The sequence below is a fragment of the Pseudomonas sp. C9-3 genome, from assembly GCF_032392015.1.
Taxonomy (GTDB): Bacteria; Pseudomonadota; Gammaproteobacteria; order Pseudomonadales; family Pseudomonadaceae; genus Pseudomonas; species Pseudomonas nitroreducens.
Map to the genome: position 1 here is coordinate 5,988,010 of NZ_CP135919.1, position 21,923 is coordinate 6,009,932.

A 21,923-nucleotide genomic window follows, 5' to 3' on the forward strand; every position below is an offset into this window, starting at 1 on the left:
TTTGATGCGCAGGATGCATGATGGAACTTCGACAGCTTCGCCACCTGGCCGCCCTCGCCGACTTCCAGAACTTCCAGCGTGCCGCCGATGCCATCGGCCTCAGCCAGTCGGCGCTGAGCCGCAGCATCCAGACCCTGGAGCGCGATCTCGACTGCGAGTTGGTGGACCGCCAGAGTCGCGACTTCCGCCTCACCGGCCAGGGCCAACTGGTGTTGCAGCACGCCCGTCGCCTGCTCAGCGGCACCCGTTCGCTGCGTAACGAACTGGAGCAGTACAACGGCCTCAATGCCGGCGAACTGCGCTTCGGCTGCGGCCCCTACCCCGCCCAGCTGCTGGTGCCCGAGGCGATGGCGGATTTCATCCGCGCACACCCGGCCATCGACGTCGGCTTCCTGATGGGCGACTGGGAGCAGATGGCCCAGTTGCTCAAGGAAGAGCAGGTGGAATTCTTCATCGGCGATGCGCGCAATTTCGCCGGCGACCCCGACTACCAGGTGCGCTGGATGGACCTGCGCCCGGGGCGCTTCTTCTGCCGGCCGGGGCACCCGCTGACCGAGCAGGGCACGCTGCGCCTGGCCGCCCTGCTCGATTACCCGCGCGTCGGTACGCGCATCCCGCCGCCGCTGCGCAAGGTGTTGGCCGAGGTGCTCGGCGAGCGTGACTTCCACATGAACGTAGAGTGCGCGCAGTTCGCCGCGATCCTGCATATCGTCGCGCGTTCCGATGCCGTGGGCCTCGCCGCGGTGGAGGCTCTGCACGATCCGGTGCAGCGTGGCGAGGTGGCGATACTGCAGATCGTCGACGTGCCCCAGGACCGCCCCGAGCTGCGCCTGCACTACGGCATCGTCAGCCGCGCGGGCTACGGCTTGTCGCCGGCGGCGCAGGCGATGATCGAGGCGATCTTCGCGGCCGATCGGCGCTTGCCGCGCGGAGGTCATGCGGGTTGACGGGGCGCACCGACGAGATGCTTCTGCGCTTGGGCCGGCCCTCACCCTAAACCTCTCCCAAGGGGAGAGGGGACCGTTCGGTGCAGGATGAAACCCCGGTGTCAGCCGGTACGGACGGCTTCCTCTCCTTCAGGAGCGGCGCGCAGCCAGGGCAGGGGTGAGGGGAAAGCATCGGTACGGGCTTCCCGAGAAAGACAGTTGCTCCTATGCCTGCTGGACCATCAGGGATGCTGCGTGCTGCCGGCCACCAGCAAGTCGCCATGCAGCTCGCAGAAACACTCGTCATGCCAGCCGTAATGAGGATCGCGGCAGATCGAATGCTTCACCGGCCCGGTCAACTCGCCCAGGGGAACGCGGAGGCTGTCGCGCAACGCGGCGTAGATTGAGCCGGGCTGCGGCCAATCCGTGCGTAGCGGTCCTTCGCCCAACTGGTTGCCGGCACTCAGCTCCGCGCGAAGGATCGCGTCGAGTTCGGGGCACAGGCTGGCGGTAGGGATTCGCTTCATGGGGTTCCCGCTGTCGATGGCATCCGTTGGCGGCAAGCTTATCCACAGGCCGCATGCCTGGGAACGCTCGCCTAGCGCTCCAGGGCGATGCGTTGCTGCGGCGATTTCCGCAGACCGGCGAACGCCTGCTGGATACAGGTCAGTGCTCGCTCCATCGCGTTCTCGAAGCGGTAGCGGCCTTCCACATAGAGACACAATTCCAGGCACAGCGGCTGCTCCAGCGGCAGCGGGCTCTGCTGCAGCCCCAACAGCTGGGCGACGCGGCTGGGCAGGGTCAGGCCGAAGGGCTGGCGGTCGGCGATCAGGCGTGCGGCCAGTGCGCTCTGCACGCTCACGGCGATGCTCCGGCGCTGGCCACGCAGGCCCAGCTCCAGGTCCACCGGCGCAAGCCCATCGCGGCGCTGCGACACCTGGATCTGCGGTACCCGCAGGTATTCCTCCAGCGTGCGCGGCGCCTGCTGCAAGGCCGCGCCATGGGCGAACACATAGTGGTCGCTGAGCAGTGGCAGCTTGCGCAGGCCGCTCTGCTGGGAAATCGGCTGGTCGATGTCGATCAGCAGGTCGAGTTTGCCGGTGGCCAACTCCTGCAGCGCCTCGCGGCGACGGCTCTGGTAGTAGCGCACCTGCCAGTCCTGCTCCGGCTGCTCGCACAGCGCATCGAGCAGCAGCGGCTGGAAAGCGTCCGGGCAGCTCACGCGCAGGCTCCCCGTGGGCGTTGTGGCCAGCGCCGCGGGTGTGTGGTGCAGGGCGTCACGCAGGCTGTCGAGGGCGTCGCGGACGTGCCCGGAGAGCCGGTGCGCCACCAGCGTTGGCGCCACGCCCAGGTGCGTCTTGACGAACAGCGGGTCCGCGCAGAGCAGGCGCAGGCGGCGCAGCGCGTTGCTCATCGCCGGCTGGGTGAGGTTCATCACCTCGGCCGCGCGGGTGATGCTGCGCTGGTGGTAGATGGCGTCGAAGGCCAGCAGCAGGTTGAGGTCCAGTTGGCGCAGGTCGAGCATGGCGGGTACCGCATAGGGCGCGAAAGCGAGCGGTGGATGCTAGTGAGCGCCCTGCCCCGCGCCGCCAGCGCTACAGGACAATTTCCGATCATCCGTGTGCTGCGCCGATGAACGCGGTGCCGGCATTCGGCCGATGAATGCGCTTCGGCGATGTGCGCGAGACTTGGCATAGTGGTTCTCCCTGTGTCATCACCTTTCGCGGGAGCCCGGCCATGAACGAGTTCGAACACCAGCTGCTGGCGGTCAACGGCATCCAGCTCAGCCTCTACAGCTGCGGCCCGCTGAGTGGCAAGCCGGTCTGGCTGCTGCATGGCTTCCCCGAGTGCTGGCACTCCTGGCAGCACCAGATGCGCGTGCTCGCTGCCGCCGGCTACCGCGTGTTCGTGCCGGAGATGCGCGGCTACGGCCAGACCAGCGCGCCCGACGCGGTGGATGCCTATGACGTGCTGACCCTGTGCGCGGATATCCAGGGAGCGATGGATGCCCTCGGCCACGAGCGCGTAGCGATGGTCGGCCACGACTGGGGCGCCCCGGTGGCCTGGCACCTGGCGCTGCTGGAGCCGCAGCGCGTCGATGTGCTGGCCACGCTGTCGGTTCCCTTCGCCGGCCGCGCCAAGCGCCCCGCCGTGGAGATCATGCGCGAGGCGTTCGCCGGCAAGTTCTTCTACATCCTCTACTTCCAGCAGCCGGGGCGCGCCGAGGCCGAGCTGGACGCGGACGTCGCCATCAGCCTGCGGCACTTCCTCGGTGACAACGTGCGCCTGGCGCCCGACCAGTCCCCCGATGGCCGCCTGTTCGACGGCCTGCCGACCCCGCCGCAGCACCCGAGCTGGTGCAGCGCCGAGGACTTCCAGTACTACGTGCGAACCTTCCAGGGCCGCGGCTTCCACGGCGCGCTGAACTGGTACCGCAACTTCGAGCGCAGCTGGCAGCGCACCGAGTCGCTGGCCGGACGCAAGGTTGAGCAGCCGACGCTGTTCCTGATCGGCGACCGCGACCCGGTCGGGCGCTTCGAGGCGTACACCCTGCAGCGCATGCCCGAGCATGTGCCGAACCTCGAACAGCATGTGCTGGAGGACTGCGGGCACTGGATCCAGAACCAGCAGCCGCAAAAGGTGAATGCCTACCTGCTGGACTTCTTCACGCGCCATTACCCGGCCTGAATTCGTTGGCGCTTGTGGGCATCGGGCGCAATGCGTAAGGTCGGTCGCGCCGCTATCCCGAGCTGCCGAGCCCATGAGCCCACGTTCCGACGACCTGTCCAACGCCTTCTATGCGCCGACCCTGCTGCCGGCCATCGAGGAGCTGTTGGCGCGCGGTGTGCCGGGAGATGAGCTGGAGGCGTGCTTCCGCCGCACGCTGCTGGAGCTGCGCACGCCGCTGGTACGGGTGCCGCTGTTCCTCTCGCGACGCTTCTGGGACCACGCCGAAGCGGCCAGCGGCGAATCGGCCATCGGCCTGCTGGCGGGCAAGCGCTTCGCCTCGACGCTGACCAACGGCCTGACCTACCTGTTCGACGTGGCGCCGACCCTGGAGTCGGCCTGCGCCTACTTCTGCGAGTACTTCCCGTATTTCAACGGTTCGTTGCGCGCCGAGTTGCGCGAGGACCGCGGGCAGATCGCCCTGGTACTCAGCGAACAGGGTGCGCTGTTGTCCGGGCGGCAGAGCAGTGAATACACCGTGGTGGGCATCTGCAGCCTGTTGCGGCGCAAGCTGTCGGCCAGCGGCATTCCACTCGATCCCCTGCTGGCCATCGACTTGCCCGGCGTCGAGCCGGCCAGTCCGCATGTCTACCAGCAGGCGCTGCGCGTGCCTCTGCGCTGGCGCTCCGAGGCGGTGGTGCTGCACCTGGCGCCGGAGCTGTACCGCCGCCCCCTGTCGCCGCCCAATGCCGAGCTGGAGGCCACCCTGGTCGGCCTGCTCGACCAGGCGCGCAGCCAGACCCAGCGTACCCTGCTGGACGAGGCCGCCGACTACATTGCCCGCGAACTGCCCCAGGGCGCGAGCTTCCAGGCATTCTGCGAGCTCCGCCATCTGACCGAGCGCACCGCCGCGCGGCGATTGCTCAGCCACGGCTGGCGCTACAGCGAACTGCTGGACGAGCAACGGCGCTTCCGCGCGCTGGACCTGCTGGAGGAACCGCAGCTGTCTCTGGCACAGATCACCGACCAACTCGGCTACGGTGACTTGCAGAGCTTTTCCCGCGCCTTCAGCCGTTGGTACGGCACCAGCCCCGGCGCCTGGCGCGACGCCCTGCCCCGCTGAGTCAGGCGGTGCGGCGCATGCCGATGTGCGGGATGTCGTCTTCCAGATAGACCTCGGTCACCGGCGTGAAGCCGTAGCGACCGTAGTAGCCCTGCAGGTGCGCCTGGGCCGAGAGGTAAATCGGCAGGCCGGCCCAGCGCTGGGCAATGGCTTGCAGCGCCTGCTCCATCAGCTGGTGGCCAAGGCCGGTGCCGCGCCCGGCCGGCGCAATCACCACGCGGCCGATCACCACGTCGCCGTCATGGCGTTGCGGATCGAGCAGGCGCAGGTAGCCGATCAGTTGGCCATCCTGCTCCACCATCAGGTGACAGGTGTCGCCGACCAGGTCGAGGCCGTCGACTTCCTGGTACGGGCATTTCTGCTCCACCACGAAGACTTCGGTGCGCAGTTGCAGGATGGCGTAGAGCTCTTCCTTGGTCAGGTCGCGGTGGTGCTTGCAGGTCCAGTTCAGGGCCATGTTCTGTTCACTCCGATCATCGAGAAGGCCATGGTAACGCGGCTCACACCGGCGCGTGGAAGCGCAGTGTCGCGGACCCGCCCAGGTGCCGGCGCAGCGCTTCGATGGCGACCTTGACCTTGGCCGGCTGGGCGTCGCGGCGCGGGGTGACGGCATAGATGCCGAACGGCGGCAATGACCACTCCGGCAATAGGCGCACCAGCCTGCCCTCCTCCAGCGCCTCGCGCACTTCGGGTTCCGGCTGGCAGGACACGCCGAGGCCATCGAGGGTGAACTGGCGCAGGGCGATCATGCTGTTGGCGGCGACGCGCGCCTCCAGGCGCAGTTTGCAGGTTTCTCCGTCCGGCCCGCTGAAGGTCAGGTAGGCCTGGTGGGCCACGGTGTTCAGTGCCAGCCAGTCCACGTTCTGCAATTGCTGGGGATGGTCGATGGCGGCGATGCGCCGAAGGTAGGTGGGTGCTGCGCAGATGACGTTGTTCCATTCCGCCAGATGGCGCGCCACCAGGCTGGAGTCGGAGAGACTGCCGACACGGATGGCGAGGTCGATGCGCTGTTCGATCAGGTCGATCTGCTCGTCATGGAAGAACAGCTGCAAGCGCAGTTGCCGGTGGTTCTCCAGCAGCGGCCGCAGCGCTTCGGTGATCAACTTGCCGGAAAAGCCCACCGGTGCCGCCAGCCGCAGTTCGCCCACCGGCGCTTCACGCCATTCGCCCAGGCGTTGCTCGGCTTCCTCGGCAATCGCCAGCATCTGCGCGCAGCTGCGGTAGAAGGCCTCGCCGGCTTCGGTCAGCGTCAGCTTGCGGGTAGTGCGGTGCAGCAGCGTGACCTGGGCGTGGGCTTCGAGCTTGCGAATCTGCTGGCTGACCGCCGAGGGCGTCATGCCCAGTGCCTCGGCCGCGGCGGCCATGGAGCCGCGCGAGACCACGGTGGCGAACACCGCCATGCCGCGAAGATTGTCCATTGTGAAGCTCCGCTAAAGAGTGAAAGGCAAAATAGCGGGTTTTTCCCTTGATTGCCGGCGCCTAGGATGTCATCTCCCAAAATGGAGAAGAGAAACGATGCCTTCGAGCCGTGCCACCGTCCCTACCCCCGATGCCGCGCGCTACCTCAAGCGCCTGTGCAACCACTTCGCCCACAAGCTGCCGGTCGAACTGACCGAAGACCGGGGCGTCCTGACCTTCGATTTCGGCACCTGCCGCCTGCACGCCACCGCGCAAGCCCTGCTGATGGAAGCCGAGTCCGCTGATGCCGAAGGCCTTGAGCGCCTGCAGAACGTGGTAGTCAGCCACCTCGACCGTTTCGCCTGGAAAGAAGGCCAGCTGCCGGTGAACTGGCAAGCCGCCTGAAATCACCCAGCGGAAAAGCGCAAAAACTGAAAAACCCCGCCAAGGCCGGGTTTTTTATTGCCTGGAAAACGCCAGACGTCGCTCAGGGATTTTGACTGAATATTGCCGGGTGGTCACAAAATATTCGTTCTTATCACTGAATGCTGCTGATTGACCAAGAAATATGCCTTTGTTCTATTGATCAATTTATGATCAATAACAAAAGTCAATGCCTTGAAACATCTTGTAACCGTGTGGCCACTTTTACCCCGGGTTATCCACACGGTCGATGCGCAAAATCTGTACAGAGCGGCCCTTTACCCGGAAGGCGGCCTGGTACGGCCAGCGCTCGACACCCAGTTCACGCACGCCGGGGACTTCGCTCGGCACGCCGCTGCTGCTCAAGTCCAGGTTCGCCAGCGGGCTGACCTGCTCGACGATGTCCTGGATCGCTCTTAATGCCTTCTCCGGGCCGATCAGCACGACGTAGTGGTCATAGATGGCGTCCAGGTCGGCTGCGGCCTTGTGCGTCCACTGCAGGCTCATGCCAGCCCCCACTTGCCTTCAATGGCGGCGTGCTCCAGCAGGTGGCCGGCATCGGCGTCTGCCACGCCTTCATCGATGGCCGCCACGTGCCAGCTCTGGCGCTCCAGGTACTGCGCCAGGGCCTGGCGCAGGTGATACGGCCGGTCCCGGTGGGTGGCGCGGGCCAGTTGGTCCAGCGCCGCCACGAGGCTGTCATCGGCGCGGAACGAAACAACGGTGGTCACTTTTTGAACAGCTCCGTTTACGCTGTATACAGTGTTTACAACGATAACATACGTATACGAATCAAGCACTTGGCTTGAGCAGGTTTTTCTTCGGCAGACGCGGCCAGGGCGCGCCAGGCGCGAGACAGGCCGCCACTTTCGCGCCGGCGAAAGTTGGCTTCCGGCATTGGGGATTTGTTGGCGAGGCAGGGCGCATCAGGCTTGCCGGGCGGCCCACACAACAACAACAGGAGCCCCGCGATGCTGCTCGATTACCTGATCATGCTGGTCTACGCCCTGGGCATGCTTGCCCTGGGCTGGTACGGAATGCGCAAGGCGCGCAACCAGAACGACTTCCTCGTCGCCGGGCGCCGGCTCGGCCCGGGCCTGTACCTGGGCACCATGGCCGCCGTGGTGCTTGGCGGCGCGTCCACCATTGGTACGGTGAAGCTCGGCTATCTCTACGGGCTGTCCGGCCTGTGGCTGGTGTTCATGCTGGGCCTGGGGATCATCGTCCTCAGCCTGGTGTTCTCGCGGCAGATCGCCAGGCTCAAGGTCTACACCGTCACGCAGATCCTCGAGCAGCGCTATCAGGCGTCGTCGCGGCTGATCGGTGGCATCGTGATGGTCGCTTACGACCTGATGGTGGCGGTCACCGCGACCATCGCCATCGGCTCGGTGACCGAGGTGGTCTTCGATGTGCCGCGCATCCCGGCGATCCTCTGCGGCGGCGGCATCGTCATCTTCTATTCGGTGATCGGCGGCATGTGGTCGCTGACCCTCACCGACATCATCCAGTTCGTGATCAAGACCCTCGGCATCTTCGCCGTGCTGCTGCCCATGTCGATCCACGAGGCGGGCGGCCTGTCGCGGATGCAGGAGGTGCTGCCGGCGGGCTTCTTCGACCTTGGCCACATCGGCCTCGACACCATCCTCACCTACTTCCTGCTGTACTTCTTCGGCGCGCTGATCGGCCAGGACATCTGGCAGCGTGTGTTCACCGCGCGCAGCGAGAAGGTGGTGCGCTACGCCGGCCTCGGCGCCGGTATCTACTGCATGCTCTACGGCCTGGCCTGCGCGCTGATCGGCGCCGCCGCCCACGTGCTGATCCCCAACCTGGCGGTGCCGGAGAACGCCTACGCCGAGGTCACCCGGCAGGTACTGGAGCCGGGCGTGCGCGGGCTGGTGGTAGCGGCAGCGCTGTCGGCCATCATGTCCACCGCCTCCGGCTGCCTGCTCGCCGCCGCCACCGTGCTGCAGGAGGATGTCTATGCGCGCTTCCTGCGCCCCGGTGCGCCCAACGGCCTGCGCGAGAGTCGCCTGTTCACCCTGCTGATGGGCGTGGTGATGCTGGTCCTGGCGTGCCTGGTGAACGACGTCATCGGTGCCCTGAGCATTGCCTACAACCTGCTGGTGGGCGGCCTGCTGGTGCCGATCCTCGGCGCCCTGCTGTGGCGCCGCGCATCGGCCCGCGGGGCGATCGCCAGCATCGTCGTCGGCAGCCTGGTGGTGGTCCTGTTCATGGCCATCGACGGCATCCTCGCCAATACCCCCATCGCCTATGGCCTGCTCGCCAGCCTGGTCACCTTCGTGGTAGTCAGCCTCGCCGGCAAGCCTGCCATCGGCCTGCAGCCGCAGGCCGACTGAATCCCTTTCGCAGCCAGGAGACGAACCGTGACCCACGACTTCCCCCAACCGTTGGACGCCGCCGAAATTCCCCGCTTCGCCGGCATTCCCAGTTTCATGCGCCTGCCCATCTTCGAAGACCCGGCGCAGGTGGACATCGCGCTGCTCGGCGTGCCCTGGGACGGCGGCACGACCAATCGCGCCGGCGCCCGCCACGGCCCGCGCGAGGTGCGCAACCAGTCCAGCCTGATGCGCAAGGTGCACCACGTCAGCCACATCGCCCCCTACGATCTGGTGCGCGTCGGTGACATCGGCGATGCACCGGTGAACCCCATCGACCTGCTCGATTCGCTCAAGCGCATCGAGGGCTTCTACCGGCGCATTCACGCCGCTGGCGCCATCCCGCTGTCGGTGGGCGGCGACCACCTGGTGACGTTGCCGATCTTCCGCGCGCTGGCCGCCGAGCGGCCCATCGGCATGGTCCACTTCGACGCCCATTCCGACACCAACGACCGCTACTTCGGCGACAACCCCTACACCCATGGCACACCGTTCCGCCGCGCCATCGAAGAGGGGCTGCTCGATCCGAAGCGCACCGTGCAGATCGGTATCCGCGGCTCGATCTACGACGCAGACGATGAAGCCTTTGCCCAGGAGTGCGGCATCCGGGTGATCCACATGGAAGAGTTCGCCGACCTCGGCGTCGAGGCGACGTTGGCGGAGATGCGTCGCGTGGTGGGGCAGGAGCCGACCTACGTGACCTTCGACGTCGATGTGCTCGACCCGGCCTTCGCGCCCGGCACCGGCACGCCGGAGATCGGCGGCATGACCACGCTGCAGGCGCAGCACATGATCCGCGGCCTGCAGGGCCTGAACCTGATCGGCGCGGACGTGGTGGAGGTGTCGCCACCGTTCGACCAGGGCGGGGCGACCGCACTCGTGGGCGCGACCATGATGTTCGAGCTGCTCTGCGTGCTCGCCGATTCACTGGCCGCTCGCCGCTGAGCGTCGTGGGGGTTCACGCGGCGGCGTCCTCGGCGCTATAACGAAAGGCCTGCGCCCGCCGCCGCGAGAACTCCCATGCTGGGCAATCTTTCCGATATCGACCTGCGCCTGCTGCGCACCTTCTGCACCATTGTCGAGGCAGGCGGCTTCACCTCCGCCCAGGTGCGCCTGAATACCAGCCTGTCGCGCCTGAGCGTGCTGGTGCGCGATCTCGAACTGCGTCTGGGCTATTCGCTCTGCCGGCGCGGCAGCAGCGGCTTCCAGCTCACCGATGAGGGCCAGGAGCTCTACGACGCGGCGCTCGGCCTGTTCACCGACATCGAGCGCTTCCGTGAGCAAGTCACCGGCCTGGGTGGGCGCAACCGAGAGATCCTGCACCTGGGCTGCGTCGACGGTGTGCTTGGCCAGCACTGCTGGCCGCTGCCGCTGGCGATCCAGCTGTTCCGCCGGGACAACCCGCGGGTGCGCCTGAACCTGCATACGCAGCGCCCGGACGAGCTGGAGAACGCGGTTCTGGAAGAGCGCCTGCAACTGGCCATTGGCGCTTTTCACCATCGCTTGTCCGGCCTGCGCTACCAGCCGCTGTTCCGCGAGGAGCAGAACCTCTACTGCGCTCGCGAACATCCATTCTTCGCCCGCCAGGACGACGAGCCGACGCTGGAGCAGATCTGCGCTGCCGAGTATGTCGGGCGCGGCTACATGGCCGAGAGCCGACGGCCCCACGGCCTGGTGTTCAGCCGCGCGACCAACGCCTACAGCATGGAGGCCATCGCCAACCTGGTGTTCAGCGGCACCTTCATCGGCTACCTGCCGAGCCACTACGCCGGCGAGTGGGTGGCCGATGGCCGGTTGCGCGCGATCCGCCCGGCGCAGCTGGCGTATGTCTCGGAATTCCACTGCGTCACGCGTCAGGGCGCGGAGCCCGGCGAATCGCTGGCGGCCTTCCTCGATGCGCTGGAGCGTGCCCAGGCGCGGCTGGGCAGCGGCGTGGCGCCGGTGTGAACGCGCTGCGTGCCCTGCACGAGGACGGCTTCGTCCTGCAGCGCGGCCTGCTGAACGCGGCACAGGTCGCTGAGGTGCGCACGCTGATCGACGGCCTGCGGCCGCTGCACTGGGATTACGAAGGGCTGGTGGACCACTACAAGTGTGTGTTCAACCGGTCGCCGCGCTGGCTGCCGTACCTCGATCCGCCGGGGCTGATCGAGCTGGTCGAAGCGGCGCTGGGCGGTGACTGCCATGTGATCGGCCAGACCGCCTGGCGCTGCCATCCGGGGTTCATCGGTGCGGAAATGCACCAGGACTACCTGCCTGTCGCGCTGCCCGCCGTCGACGTGCCGATGTTCATCTGTACCGCGCAGATCTACCTCGACGACATCGACGAGGCGCTGTGCCCGACCTGGGTGATTCCCGGCAGCCACCGTGCCGGCCGCGCGCCGGGCCCGGACGAGTGCGCGTGGCAGAGCAGGGCCGCCGAACCGGTGCTGTGCCGCGCCGGTGACTGCCTGCTGCTTCGCAGCGACCTGTGGCACGCCGGCAGCCGCAACACGAGCCAGCGCACGCGCTACCTTTTGCAGGTGCACTATGGCCGGCGCATGGTCGCGCAGAAGTTCTCGCCCTACCTGGACTGGACCTTCAACCCTGAGGTGCTCGCCGCCTGCACACTGCGGCAACGCCGGCTGCTGGGCGACCACGACGCGGCCGAGTACGACTGACCGGGAGAATCAACGATGAGTGCTGTACATGCCGGCGGCTGCCATTGCGGCCAGTTGCGCTACGAGTGCGATGCCGAGCTGAAGGACGTCGCCCACTGCCATTGCTCGATCTGCCGGCGGACCACCGGCGGCATCGTCACCACCTGGGTCACGGTGCCGTTGAAGAGCTTCCGCTGGACCCACGGCAAGCCTGCCGAGTACCGCTCTTCACCGCCGTGCGTGCGCTACTTCTGCCGCAACTGTGGTGCCCAGCTGGCTCTGTTCACCGACCAGGCGCCGGATACGCTGGATATCACCACGGCGACGCTGGAGGAGGTCGCCACCGTGGTACCGGATCGGCATATCTGGGTGAACAGCCGGCTGCCGTGGATTCATCTGGACGAGCAGCTGGAGGAGGAGTGGGAGGAGAAGCTCTAGTGCCCCGAGAGGGCGTCAAGGTGAAGCCTTCGTAGGATGGCGTGGAGCGCAGCGATACCCATCGCCAGCGGCTCAGCGGCAGCATGGGTATCGCTGCGCTCCACCCATCCTACAAGAGCAGTGGCGGAGTCTCAGGGCAACTCCAGCCCACCCGCTGCCTTGTGCAGCTCGCGCAGGTGCGCGCCGATCTGCTTGGTGTTGGCTTCCAGCGCGGCGAGCTCGTCGCGGCGCTCCGGGGTGAGCAGGGCGCGCACTTCGCGGTCGAGGTTGTCGCTGAGCTGGCGCAGGCGTTGCTGGCGCTGCTGGGTCTGCTTCTCCAGGGTCGCCGTCTCCGGCGCCTGGGGCAGGCCGTAGCCGCCGTCGAGGAGTTCGGCAGGGCGGCTGAGGAAGCCGCTGTCGTCGAGGATCTGCTGCAGCGTCTTGCCGGCGGCGGCGAGGTCGGGCTTGCTCTTCATGGCGTCCGGGTTGCTCAGGTACAAGCGCTTCAACTCGTCCTGGGCCAGCAGCAGCTGGCGGCGTAGTGACGCCTGTTCGAGCAGCAGCAAGGCGGCGCTGGAGCGCAAGTCAGCCTTGTCGAACCATGGGCGGCGCTCGACGGCAGGGAGCGCGAGCCAGTCTTCGACCTTGTCCTGCGGCACCTTCATGCGCGTCTTCAGCACATCGAACATGGCCTGGTAGCGATCGCGGAAGGAGTCGAAGCGATAGCCCAGGCGCAGCGCTTCCTTGGGGTTGTCCAGCACGCTGGCGTCGGCGATGCCCTTGTTCTCCAGCAGGCCGAGGACGCCATAGGGCGTAATGCTGTCCATGGTCTGCAGGCTCTGGCGCTGGATGCCGCTGCGCAGCAGCTTGAGCGTCTCCACCGCGCAGTTGTTGGACAGGAAGTAATAGTTGCCGTCGTAGCTCCAGTGGCTCTGCGCGGAGCGCTCCACCAGGCTGTTGACCTCGTCGCGGCTGAGCCTGAGCGGGATCGAGGCGAGGCTGCGCAGCTCGACCTTGGTGTACTCCTCGATCACTTGCGACAGTGGCAACACGAACAGGCGCGAGGGGTAGGCGCCGGTCAGGCCGTCCCAGCTGGACAGCTGCAGGTCGCCGACGAAGGCGCGGTAGGACAGCACCAGGTGCTGGTCCAGGTCCAGGCGGCACGCCGGGCCGCGCGGGCGGCCCGGTGCACAGACCACCAGGCGCAGCATGGTGTGGCCCCAGCGGCTGGCAATCTCGTTGTTGGCCTCGGCGATCAGGTAGTCGACCTCGTAGACCCGTTCCGGGTCGAGATAGCCCAGCGGCTGGCGGCCGAAGTCGCGGCCGGCGTTCAGGTAGGCGTACTGGGTCGAGCACTCGTCATGCGGGCGCTCGCCGAAGCGCTCTGCGTAGTAACGATAGAGCGTCGGGCGGCGGCAGGCGAAGCTGCGGTCGAGGAGGAAGTACTCCATGTTCACCGCGACGTACTCGCGCGGGTTGGTCAGCTCGTATTTGTCCGGGCTGCGCAGCAGGAAGCGATTGTGCTGCTCGCGCTCGCCATGTTTGCCGGCGTACTGCGGCCAACCGGCAAGGTCGAGCAGGCGCGGGTCGTCCGAGAGGGTGAAGCGGCGGCCGGTCTGGCCACGGCATTCATCCGGCGCGCCAACCCGGCCGAGGCTCTTGTCGCGCATCGTGCAGCGGCGGATCACCCGGCCTTCGTCGGTTTCCCAGAGGCGGGCGCGGTCGTAGAGGTGGGTCAGCTCATGGAGCAGCGTGGCCAGCAGTTCCCGGCGCAGGGTGCCATGGGTGCGGCCGGTCTGCTCGGTGGCGGCGGTGCCGTCGGTGAGCGGGCCAAGGTAGCGGGTATTCAGCGCGATGGCGCCGGGGCGCAGGGTGCGACCCATGCCGTTGCTGGGCAGGTCGTCGCGCCACTGCACCTGGACCTTGCGATCCAGGCGTGCGACGAAGCTGTCCGGCAGAGTATGCAGAGCCTCGTCGAGCAACTGCTGGCTGGCCTGGCGCTGCGCTGCGTTCAGGCCTTCGTCAGCCAGCTCCAGGCGGAGCGCGGCGTGGCTGCTGGCGGCGACGGTCAGTGCCAGGGCCGCCAGCCAGCGGCCAGCCCGGAGTCTCACAGAGCGAGGATGGCTTCAGCCAGGTCCTGGTCGGAAGCTTCGCGCGCCTGCGGCACCTGCTCGCGCAGCACCTTGAAGGCGGCTTCGAGCTGGGCGCCACGGATCGCGCCATCGCTGCCGACATAGCTGGCGGCATCGTCGCGGGCTTCGCGGACGACCTTCATGTCGCGCACGGACGTGGTGGTGTCCGAGGTGAAATCGATGCTGCGGGCGAATGCGTTGGTGGTGATGTTGAACACGCGGACCACCGACTGGGCCTGGGCGGTGGACGCGCAGGCGGCGAACAGCAGACCGAGGATCAGAGGGCTCTTGGGCAGCGAACTGAGGCGCATGGATGTCTCCGAAAGGGCAGCGAGGGCTGCTCACAACTTATTTGGCAAGAATGGCTTCGGCCAGTTCCCGATCATTCGCCGCCAGCCCGGGGTGCTCCCGTCGCAGCCAGTGCAGGGCCGCTTCCAGGCGCGCACCGCGCAGGGCGCCGTCGGAGGCAACGAACAGCGCCGCGTCATCGCGGGCGCCGCGCAGCAGCTTGTTGTCGAAGGGCGCGCTGGTGACCTGGCTGGTGGCGTAACTGGTCCCCACCGGAAACTGGGTCGTCTGGTCGAATGCCTGGGCAGGCAGGGAACAGGCAAGCAGCGGCAGCAGGAAGAACAGGGTACGCATGGGCTCGGACGATCGGAAAAGCACGGCCGACAAGGCTAACGGAATGCGCTGTGGAGAGCCAGCGCAGAGCGCCGGGCGGAGCGCCCGGCGCGGCAGGGGGCGAGCGGTGGATCAGATGGTCAGGATGGCCTGGGCCAGCTGCTGGTCGTTGGCGGCCAGGGTCGGCAGCTTGCTGCGGATGTGGGCGAGGGCGGCTTCCAGGTGCGCACCGCGAATCTGACCCTGGCTGGCGACGAAGGTGGCGGCGTCGTCACGGGCTTCCAGGACGATCTTGTCATCCTTGAAGGAGTTGCTGATATCCGAGGTGCCGTCGGAGGTGGCACCGGTGGCGCGTACCGACAGGTCGGTGGTGTAGACGAAACTGGTGGCGAAGGCGCCGGTGGTGCAACCGATCAGGGCGGCGGCGGCAATCAGGCGAAGGCTGTTCTTCATGGAGTGGCTCCGGATAAGACCAAACAGAGGTGGCCGGGGCGGCCACTCTAACTGTGGTCAGACTAGCCAAGACTGATCGGCGTCACCAGCATTCAGCGCCAGAACGGTTTCGAGATTTCTCTCACACGCTCGCTGGGACTGATGCCCAGGTCGGCCAGTTGCAGGCTGGTCAGCTCGGCAAGCTGGCGGCGGGTGCGGGCGTTTTGGTGCCATTGGCGCAGCAGGTGGCGCAAGCCCGGACGCGGTGTGTCGGGTTTGGGATGAGCAGTGGAGACGAAACTTTGCATGGCGGGTTCCTCCCGGTCCGTTCCTGTGGAATTAGGATGGGCTCGGTGAGGGCGCGCGGGCAGGCACAGGGAGGCGAAATTGTATTAGAGCAGTCCAGGTCTGCCGGCAACTGTATCGCTGCGAAGGACGCACGATTGTTCTGCTGCGGGCTAGCTCAGCGCTGCGCGGTAGGCGCTCATCGTCAGTTCCGCGGTTCGCTCCCAGGAGAATTCGCCTGCGCGCTTAAGTCCCGCCAGTTGCAAGGTTGCCCACAAGGTGTCGTCTTCATGAAGGCGCAGGATTGCCTCGGCCAGCTGTTCCGGCTGTGTCGGGTCGATATATACCGCGGCTTCTCCGCCGACCTCCGGCATGGAGGAACAGTTGGAGGTGATCACCGGGGTGCCGCTGGCCATCGCCTCGAGAATGGGCAGGCCGAAACCCTCATACAGGGAAGGGAACAGCAGCGTGCGTGCCGAGCCCATCAGCAGATGCAATGGCTCGCGCTCCAGATAGCCGGTACGGATCAGGTGTCCTTTGCGCTCCAGTTGCGCCAGTGAGAGTGGGATTTCTCCCCAGCCGCGAGCGCCGGCAAGCACCAGCGGGCAGTGCTCGAGGAAGGAGGAGGGCAGGTGCTGAAGGGCTTGGAACACCAGTTCGAGGTTCTTGCGTGGTTCGAGGGTGCCAACGCAGAGCAGGAATTTACGATGGCGCAGGCCGAGGGGCTGCAGTGTCGGCAAGGATTGATCCGCGCTGCATGGCCGGAAATGCGCTGAGACGCCCAGGGGTGTGACACACAGGCGCTCACGGCTCAGGCCATAGTGCTGCATGGCTTGCTGGGCAGTGGACTCGGAGACGCAGAGAATTCTGCGCGCGTTGCCCAAGGCGTGGTCCAGGCTTTTTTCGATGGCGCGCAGGCGATCCGCTGGTTGTGTCTGCGGATAATGAACGTGGGTCAGGTCATGCAGGGTGAACACCATCGGGCGATCGACACGTTGCGGCCACAGCGAAGGCTCGTGGTACAGGTCGGCATTCTGCTCATCGAGGGCGCGCCTGAGGGTGCGGCGCTCCACCCAGCGCTTGGCCTGGTAAGGCGACGGCAGCAGGCGTTTCGCCAGATCGCGCAGCAGCGAGTAGTGGCTCAGCCCCTGGGCGGGCAACTGCGGACCATGGCGCAGACCGTAGGTGAATGAGAGGTGAACGTCGGCGCGCTGCTGCAGGGCGCGGCTCAGCTCACAGACATACCGACCGATGCCGGCCTGCGGGGCAAGAAGGATGCTGGCATTGAGCACGACCCGTGGCGCGGACGTCATGCACCGACCTTCTCTACTTGCGCTCGGGCGCCCAGCCAGGTCGAGCCGACGAAGTCTTCCTTGCCCTGGTTGAGGACGTGGAAAATGAGGCTGTGATCGCGCCATTCATAATTCTTGTCCAGGTGCGAGTCGTAGGCGGAGAGGGCGATGGCTACGGAGTAGTGGCCCTTGCCCAGCGTGGCTTCGAAGGCAAAGCGGAAGCGCGCCCGCTCACCGGCCTGGAGGTCCTTCAGCGCCATGTCGAGGCGATGCGTGTTGATGCCGTAGATGGGCTGGCCGTGCTGGTCCTTGATCATGAAGCCGAGGATCAGCCGAGGAATCGCCTTTTCCACCGAGACTTCCACTTCAAGGGTCACGGCCTGGCCAATGGAGATTGCTTCCACCGCGCGGCCTTTGGTGTCGCGCAGTGTCACCGAGACAATTCGAGCCTCGCCCGTGCCCGATGAGGTCTGTACGCGACCGTCGGCCAGTGTCTCCTGACGGATCAGGGCTTCCTCCCGGTTCGCCAGTGCCGCGTTGTAGTAGTCGAATACCGTCTCGGGCTTTCCTTCCAGCGCAAGCCGCCCGGCCTCCAGCAGCAATGCGCGGTCGCAGATCGACTGAATGGCATGGCGGTCGTGGGAGACCAGCAGCAGAGTGGTGCCCGCTTTACGGAACTGGCGTATGCGCTCGAAGCTCTTGTGCTGGAAGTAGGCGTCGCCGACCGACAGGGCTTCGTCAACGATCAGGATGTCAGGGCGCTGGGCCGTGGCGACGCTGAAGGCCAGGCGCATCTGCATGCCGCTGGAATAGGTGCGCACCGGTTGTTCGATGGCCTCGCCGATTTCGGCGAAGGCTTCGATCTCGGGCATGAGCCGGTCTATCTCGCCGATGCTCATGCCCAGTAGCTGACCGGCCATGTAGACGTTCTGCCGGCCACTGAAGTCCGGGTGGAAGCCCATGCCCAGCTCCAGAAGGGCAGCGACCCGGCCTTGCATGCGGATGTTCCCTTCGCTGGGCTGGCTAGTGCCGGTGATCATCTTCAGCAGCGTGCTCTTGCCAGCGCCGTTGACGCCGATGATGCCCACCGCTTCGCCGGGTTCGATGCGGAAACTCACGTCTCGAAGGACCCAGTGCAACTGATGGCGGAGCTGCCGGCCGGGAGTGATCCACTCGGCCAGTCGTGCCCACTTGCTGGGATACTGGCGGTAGGCCTTGCCCAGTTTCTCTACGACGATCGTGCCCATCAGAGTTCGTCCACCATTTCACCCGAGCGAGCGCGGAACAGCAGCAGGCCCACTCCGCAGAGCAGGATCGAGATCAGCAGCGGCGACCACAGGGAGGCCCAGTCCGGCCAGCGCTGGTACACCAGGACTGCCTGGAAAGCCCCAACCAGCGGTGTCATCGGGTTGATTTCCACCAGCGGCCGGATGTAGGAGGGCAGGATCGCGATCGGGTAGACGATAGGGGTCAGCCAGAACCAGAACTGCACCACGATACCAAACAGCTGGCCGACATCGCGGAAGAACACGTTCAGCACCCCCAGCAGCATGCCCAGGCCTGCCGCGAACGCGAGCATGATCGCCAGCAGGGGTAGCAGAGCGATCAGCGCGGGTCCGGGGAAAGCTCCGGCTGCGCTGATGATCAGCAGGAACAGGACGAAGGTGATGGCGAAGTTGACCAGGGCGGTGCCGATGACCACGGTCGGCAGGCAGATCCGCGGGAAGCTCAGTTTCTTGATCAGGTTGGCGTTGTCGAGAAACATCGATTGGCTGCGCCCGGTGATCTCGGTGAACAGGCCCCATACCAGGAAACCGGCGCACAGGTAGAAACCGTAGGCCAGGTGATTGTCCACGCCTGGCAGGCGCGAGCGCATCAACTGCGAGAACACCAGCGTGTAGACCAGGATCATCGCTAGCGGGTTTAGCACGGTCCACAGCGCCCCCAGCAGGGAGTTGCGGTAGCGTGCCTGGAACTCGCGGCGGATGCTGCTGATGACGAAGCCTCGAAAGGCCCAGAGACTGCCTAGCATGGCATGCTGCACTCAGTTCGATGGCTTGCGGGCGATGATGGCCTGGCTCTTGGGCATGTGGTCGTCGAGTACTCCCTTGACCTTTTCTCCCTGGGGCGAAGCGAGCAGCAGCGCCCAGGTGTTCTCCCAGCTCTTGAGCAACGGGTGCCAGGGTGGCGAGAGATCCTGGTTGCAGGTCCAGAAGAAAAACCACCAGATGGACCAGTAGAAGCCGTAGTTGGCCTTGCCCTCGATCTCCAGGCCGTTTTCCACGAGCAGTTGCTCGAACTCCTCGGGGCTGAATATGCGGATGTGATTGGGCTTTTCGAAGTAGCTCTCCGGTGCGAGAGACTTCTGGATTTCCTCGGAGTAGGTGCCGGGCACGCTGATCAGGTACTGGGCGCCGGGTTTGCCGACGCGCACCAGCTCCCTGACGAAGGCCTGGGGGTCGTCGACGTGCTCCAGCACCTCCATGGCGATGATCTTGCTGGCCCGGCCATCTTCCAGGGGCAGCGGGTCGGCATCGGTCACCAGCGCGGTGATGGCCTTTGCCCGGCCACCCTCGACGCGTTGCCTGGCGCGCTCGATCTTCTCCTCCTGAATATCGGCCAGGATGATCTCGGCACCCTGGTCGGCGCAGAAGCGTGCGAACTGGCCTTCGCCACAGCCGATATCGAGCACCACGTCATCCGCCGTCACTGCGAATCCCTTGAGCAACTCGCCGGTCTCATGGCGGAACCAGCCGGTCATCTGACTATCGAGCAGGCCGGCGTCGATACTGGCCTCCTGGGTTTCCGGGCGGGGGCGTTTAAGTAGTCTGCTGAGCATGATGGGTCCCGTTGGGTTGACCGAATTCTTGTTGTCGGCGCAATGCCAGCCACTGGGCGCCTCGGCGCTGCAGCGGTACTTCGATGAAGCGGAAGCTGAGTTCGCTCAGGGCGAAAGTCAGCATGCCCGCGCAACCCAGATAGGACAGCATGGCGGTCGAGTTGCCCGTCAGGTCGGGGGCGAGGCGATGGAACAGTTCGCGGGTCAGGAAGAATGCTGGCATGTGGGCCAGATAGAGTGAGTAGGAGCGATCGCCCAGCCGGACCAATAGATTTCTCAGCCGACCATCGCGAAGGATGTACTGGCGGTCGAACGAGGCCATGAAGACCAGAGCCGCCGACAGGAACGCCAGCAGGTTGTAGCCGAGGTTACCCGAGACAATGTGAAGTCCCGGGGCTGTGGCGCTTGCCAGGCCAAGCAGGAGAAAGCCGAGCACGACATTGCGCAGCCAGGGAAGCTGCTCCAGCAGGGTCGGCTCGAACGAGCGGTACGTCGCCGCGCGCGCAAAGCAGGCCATCAGTGCGCCGATGGCGAATCCGGTAGCGCGGAAATGGCTGGGCAGCATGAGCCAGGGGACTAGACACTGACTGAGGACAAAGAGCGCAAGTACGCTGGCAAGCCTGCGTCCCGCCAGCGCGGCGAGGACCGGGAAGACCAGATAGAACTGTGACTGCAGGGATAGGCTCCAGTAAACCTGGGTGGCACTGCACTCTACGTGCCCCTGGCATTCGGCCAGGTGGATATTGGCTGCCTGCAGTATGGCGGCCAGGCTTCCCGCTGCTGCGGCTTGAACGCTGCCAAAGGCGCCGGACTGGTTGAGGAAGAGGGTCAGTAGCAGGGTCACCAATAGCCAGAATCCGGCTGCCGGGGCGATTCTGAAGAACCGCCTCGTCCAGAATTCGAAGAAGATGAAGCTTTGCGGTTCGGTGCCTTGCGACCTTTCCAGCAGGGTGTGGGCGATGACGAAGCCGGATATCACGAAGAGCAGATCGATGCCGGCGTTGCCGCCAAAATAGGTGGAAAATCGCTCCAGTGCGGAGAACTGCCAATGAATCAGGTAGAGCGGGGCGTGATAGCTGATTACGAGGATGACCGCGATTGCTCTCAGAACTTGAATGTCGGCGATCTTTTGCCTCATGTCTGGCCCTCGACACGTTCTTCCGCGGTGGGTCTGGTGATCGGTTGGGTTGTGGCGGTGTGTTCGGGGCGCCGTAGCCTCGCGATGATGGTATGCCCCCGGCGCAACCATGGCATCTCGATCAACCGGTAACTGCAATCGCTGAGCAGCAACATCAGTGCGATAGCCAGCAGGCCGTGATTGACCCACTGCTGCGTCTGGGTTTCACCGGCCAGCGCGGTTTTGAACAGGATCTCGCGGCTCAGATAATAGGCCGGAATGTGGATCAGGTAGAGCGCGTAGGAGCGCTCGCCTATCCAGATCAGCAGGTTGCGCAACATTCCGGCCGGCATCAGATAGCCCCGGTCATAGCTGGCCAGGAGTACTAGTACGGCGGCAGGCAAGGCGACCAGATCGTACTTCAAGGTACCACTCACCACCTTCAATTCAGGTCCCATGACGGTCGACAGCACAACCAGCAAGGCTATGAACAGCGGAAGGGAGATCCAGCGTCTTCCCACCAAGCCGGTGGGGTCGAACCAGTGATAGCTGCGCGACTGCGAGAAAACAGCGAGTAACACACCGAGGATCAGCCCGCCAAATCGGTAGCCGGGTAGTACCGACGTGGCCTCGGGAAGCTGGGATAGCAGAAGTGCGAGCAGCACCGGGACAAGGAAGCGGCGGCTGAGGAGAATCAGCAGAGGGAGGGCGAGATAGAACTGTTCCTCGAGTGACAGGCTCCAGTAGACGAAAGTCGGCCCGCATTCGAATTGACCGAAACAGGCCATGAAGCGAACGTTCGCCACATTGAGCATGGCTGCGATAGCCCCTTCGTAGGCTGCCCTGAAGTGTCCGAATGCTCCGCTGTCATTGAAGAGCAGGCTGCACACGAGGGTGAAGGCCAGCCAGAACCACGCGGACGGCAGCAGTCGAAAAGCACGCTTGAGCCAGAACACCAGCAATGTTCGTCTGGCCTCTGCGGTCTGCCTGGCTGCCTGTAGGCTGGGAACCAGGTTGCGAGCGATGACGAACCCGGAAATCACGAAGAACAGGTCAACCCCGGCGTCCCCTCCCAGATAGCCGAAGAATGTGGCCAGGGCCGGGTGAGGTGCACCAGTCAGATCGAAGCGGGAATGGAAGATCACCACTAGGACCACGGCAATGGCGCGCAGTACCTGAATCTCCTCGATCTTTTTGGTTGAGTTCACGTCCCGTGTCC

26 protein-coding genes are annotated in these 21,923 nt (G+C 65.5%); 9 read left to right on the forward strand and 17 right to left on the reverse strand.

The features are described from left to right. Window positions 1-17: 17 nt before the first annotated feature. On the forward strand, window positions 18-947 hold the full coding sequence (locus tag RS899_RS27395; protein WP_315808523.1) for a LysR family transcriptional regulator: 930 nt from the start codon (window positions 18-20) through the stop codon (window positions 945-947). A 221-nt stretch (window positions 948-1,168) separates the two neighbouring features. On the opposite strand, the gene RS899_RS27400 is transcribed toward RS899_RS27395, so the two are convergent. Next, the gene (locus tag RS899_RS27400; RefSeq protein WP_054907527.1) at window positions 1,169-1,453 is read right to left on the reverse strand and encodes a hypothetical protein; all 285 of its coding nucleotides are present in this window, start codon (window positions 1,451-1,453) and stop codon (window positions 1,169-1,171) included. Between the two features lie 71 nt (window positions 1,454-1,524). Next, complete coding sequence (locus RS899_RS27405; protein ID WP_315808524.1) at window positions 1,525-2,451, reverse strand: LysR family transcriptional regulator; 927 nt, start codon at window positions 2,449-2,451, stop codon at window positions 1,525-1,527. A gap of 212 nt (window positions 2,452-2,663) precedes the next feature. Here RS899_RS27405 and RS899_RS27410 point away from each other — a divergent pair, with 212 nt between their 5' ends. Together RS899_RS27410 and RS899_RS27415 are read left to right on the forward strand one after the other, a co-directional pair. Then, window positions 2,664-3,614: an alpha/beta hydrolase gene (locus tag RS899_RS27410; protein ID WP_315808525.1), complete on the forward strand. Its 951-nt coding sequence runs from the start codon at window positions 2,664-2,666 to the stop codon at window positions 3,612-3,614. Between the two features lie 73 nt (window positions 3,615-3,687). Further along, complete coding sequence (locus RS899_RS27415; protein ID WP_315808526.1) at window positions 3,688-4,716, forward strand: helix-turn-helix domain-containing protein; 1,029 nt, start codon at window positions 3,688-3,690, stop codon at window positions 4,714-4,716. Window position 4,717: 1 nt separating this feature from the next. Here RS899_RS27415 and RS899_RS27420 read toward each other — a convergent pair whose 3' ends face one another. Further along, the gene (locus tag RS899_RS27420) at window positions 4,718-5,173 is read right to left on the reverse strand and encodes a GNAT family N-acetyltransferase (protein ID WP_054907523.1); all 456 of its coding nucleotides are present in this window, start codon (window positions 5,171-5,173) and stop codon (window positions 4,718-4,720) included. 43 nt (window positions 5,174-5,216) lie between these two features. Next, window positions 5,217-6,134 (reverse strand): LysR family transcriptional regulator, encoded by a 918-nt coding sequence (locus RS899_RS27425; RefSeq protein WP_315808527.1) that lies wholly within the window; start codon window positions 6,132-6,134, stop codon window positions 5,217-5,219. A gap of 97 nt (window positions 6,135-6,231) precedes the next feature. Here RS899_RS27425 and RS899_RS27430 point away from each other — a divergent pair, with 97 nt between their 5' ends. Continuing rightward, a complete protein-coding gene (locus RS899_RS27430) occupies window positions 6,232-6,519 on the forward strand; it encodes a DUF2218 domain-containing protein (protein WP_024763696.1) in 288 nt (95 codons plus the stop codon). 243 nt (window positions 6,520-6,762) lie between these two features. Here the strand turns inward: RS899_RS27430 and RS899_RS27435 are convergent, their stop codons facing one another. Together RS899_RS27435 and RS899_RS27440 are read right to left on the reverse strand one after the other, a co-directional pair. After that, window positions 6,763-7,044, reverse strand: a complete 282-nt coding sequence (locus RS899_RS27435) for a type II toxin-antitoxin system RelE/ParE family toxin (RefSeq protein WP_037011736.1) — start codon at window positions 7,042-7,044, stop codon at window positions 6,763-6,765. Further along, the gene (locus RS899_RS27440; protein WP_024763698.1) at window positions 7,041-7,268 is read right to left on the reverse strand and encodes a CopG family ribbon-helix-helix protein; all 228 of its coding nucleotides are present in this window, start codon (window positions 7,266-7,268) and stop codon (window positions 7,041-7,043) included. The genes RS899_RS27435 and RS899_RS27440 overlap by 4 nt, the downstream gene beginning before the upstream one ends. 240 nt (window positions 7,269-7,508) lie before the next feature. Between RS899_RS27440 and RS899_RS27445 the strand changes: the two genes are divergently transcribed. The 5 genes from RS899_RS27445 to RS899_RS27465 all read left to right on the forward strand — a co-directional run bounded on the left by RS899_RS27445 (window position 7,509) and on the right by RS899_RS27465 (window position 12,007). After that, window positions 7,509-8,894, forward strand: a complete 1,386-nt coding sequence (locus tag RS899_RS27445; RefSeq protein WP_038803461.1) for a sodium:solute symporter — start codon at window positions 7,509-7,511, stop codon at window positions 8,892-8,894. Window positions 8,895-8,921: 27 nt separating this feature from the next. Continuing rightward, the gene (gene speB / locus RS899_RS27450; protein WP_315808528.1) at window positions 8,922-9,878 is read left to right on the forward strand and encodes an agmatinase; all 957 of its coding nucleotides are present in this window, start codon (window positions 8,922-8,924) and stop codon (window positions 9,876-9,878) included. A 75-nt stretch (window positions 9,879-9,953) separates the two neighbouring features. Further along, entirely contained in the window at window positions 9,954-10,880 is a 927-nt protein-coding gene (locus RS899_RS27455) for a LysR family transcriptional regulator (protein WP_315808529.1), read from the forward strand. Then, window positions 10,877-11,590 carry a phytanoyl-CoA dioxygenase family protein gene (locus RS899_RS27460; protein WP_315808530.1) on the forward strand — a complete coding sequence of 238 codons (714 nt, stop codon included), beginning with the start codon at window positions 10,877-10,879 and terminating at the stop codon, window positions 11,588-11,590. Before RS899_RS27455 ends, RS899_RS27460 begins: the two co-directional genes overlap by 4 nt. Before the next feature lie 15 nt (window positions 11,591-11,605). Then, window positions 11,606-12,007: a GFA family protein gene (locus RS899_RS27465; protein WP_024763702.1), complete on the forward strand. Its 402-nt coding sequence runs from the start codon at window positions 11,606-11,608 to the stop codon at window positions 12,005-12,007. Window positions 12,008-12,138: 131 nt separating this feature from the next. Here the strand turns inward: RS899_RS27465 and RS899_RS27470 are convergent, their stop codons facing one another. The 11 genes from RS899_RS27470 to RS899_RS27520 all read right to left on the reverse strand — a co-directional run bounded on the left by RS899_RS27470 (window position 12,139) and on the right by RS899_RS27520 (window position 21,912). Next, complete coding sequence (locus RS899_RS27470; protein WP_315808531.1) at window positions 12,139-14,097, reverse strand: DUF4105 domain-containing protein; 1,959 nt, start codon at window positions 14,095-14,097, stop codon at window positions 12,139-12,141. After that, window positions 14,094-14,429 carry a DUF2388 domain-containing protein gene (locus RS899_RS27475; RefSeq protein ID WP_315808532.1) on the reverse strand — a complete coding sequence of 112 codons (336 nt, stop codon included), beginning with the start codon at window positions 14,427-14,429 and terminating at the stop codon, window positions 14,094-14,096. Before RS899_RS27475 ends, RS899_RS27470 begins: the two co-directional genes overlap by 4 nt. 37 nt (window positions 14,430-14,466) lie before the next feature. Then, a complete protein-coding gene (locus tag RS899_RS27480) occupies window positions 14,467-14,760 on the reverse strand; it encodes a DUF2388 domain-containing protein (RefSeq protein ID WP_024763705.1) in 294 nt (97 codons plus the stop codon). A 111-nt stretch (window positions 14,761-14,871) separates the two neighbouring features. After that, entirely contained in the window at window positions 14,872-15,192 is a 321-nt protein-coding gene (locus RS899_RS27485) for a DUF2388 domain-containing protein (RefSeq protein WP_024763706.1), read from the reverse strand. A 92-nt stretch (window positions 15,193-15,284) separates the two neighbouring features. Further along, window positions 15,285-15,479 (reverse strand): DUF1127 domain-containing protein, encoded by a 195-nt coding sequence (locus RS899_RS27490; protein WP_233296911.1) that lies wholly within the window; start codon window positions 15,477-15,479, stop codon window positions 15,285-15,287. Between the two features lie 150 nt (window positions 15,480-15,629). Continuing rightward, window positions 15,630-16,769 carry a glycosyltransferase family 4 protein gene (locus RS899_RS27495; RefSeq protein ID WP_233296912.1) on the reverse strand — a complete coding sequence of 380 codons (1,140 nt, stop codon included), beginning with the start codon at window positions 16,767-16,769 and terminating at the stop codon, window positions 15,630-15,632. Then, complete coding sequence (locus tag RS899_RS27500; RefSeq protein WP_233296913.1) at window positions 16,766-17,995, reverse strand: ABC transporter ATP-binding protein; 1,230 nt, start codon at window positions 17,993-17,995, stop codon at window positions 16,766-16,768. The genes RS899_RS27495 and RS899_RS27500 overlap by 4 nt, the downstream gene beginning before the upstream one ends. After that, window positions 17,995-18,780 carry an ABC transporter permease gene (locus RS899_RS27505; protein ID WP_233296914.1) on the reverse strand — a complete coding sequence of 262 codons (786 nt, stop codon included), beginning with the start codon at window positions 18,778-18,780 and terminating at the stop codon, window positions 17,995-17,997. Before RS899_RS27505 ends, RS899_RS27500 begins: the two co-directional genes overlap by 1 nt. A 12-nt stretch (window positions 18,781-18,792) precedes the next feature. Beyond that, entirely contained in the window at window positions 18,793-19,587 is a 795-nt protein-coding gene (locus RS899_RS27510) for a class I SAM-dependent methyltransferase (RefSeq protein ID WP_233296915.1), read from the reverse strand. Continuing rightward, window positions 19,568-20,725: an acyltransferase gene (locus tag RS899_RS27515; RefSeq protein ID WP_315808533.1), complete on the reverse strand. Its 1,158-nt coding sequence runs from the start codon at window positions 20,723-20,725 to the stop codon at window positions 19,568-19,570. Before RS899_RS27515 ends, RS899_RS27510 begins: the two co-directional genes overlap by 20 nt. Further along, on the reverse strand, window positions 20,722-21,912 hold the full coding sequence (locus RS899_RS27520) for an acyltransferase (protein WP_315808534.1): 1,191 nt from the start codon (window positions 21,910-21,912) through the stop codon (window positions 20,722-20,724). Before RS899_RS27520 ends, RS899_RS27515 begins: the two co-directional genes overlap by 4 nt. Window positions 21,913-21,923 lie beyond the last annotated feature (11 nt).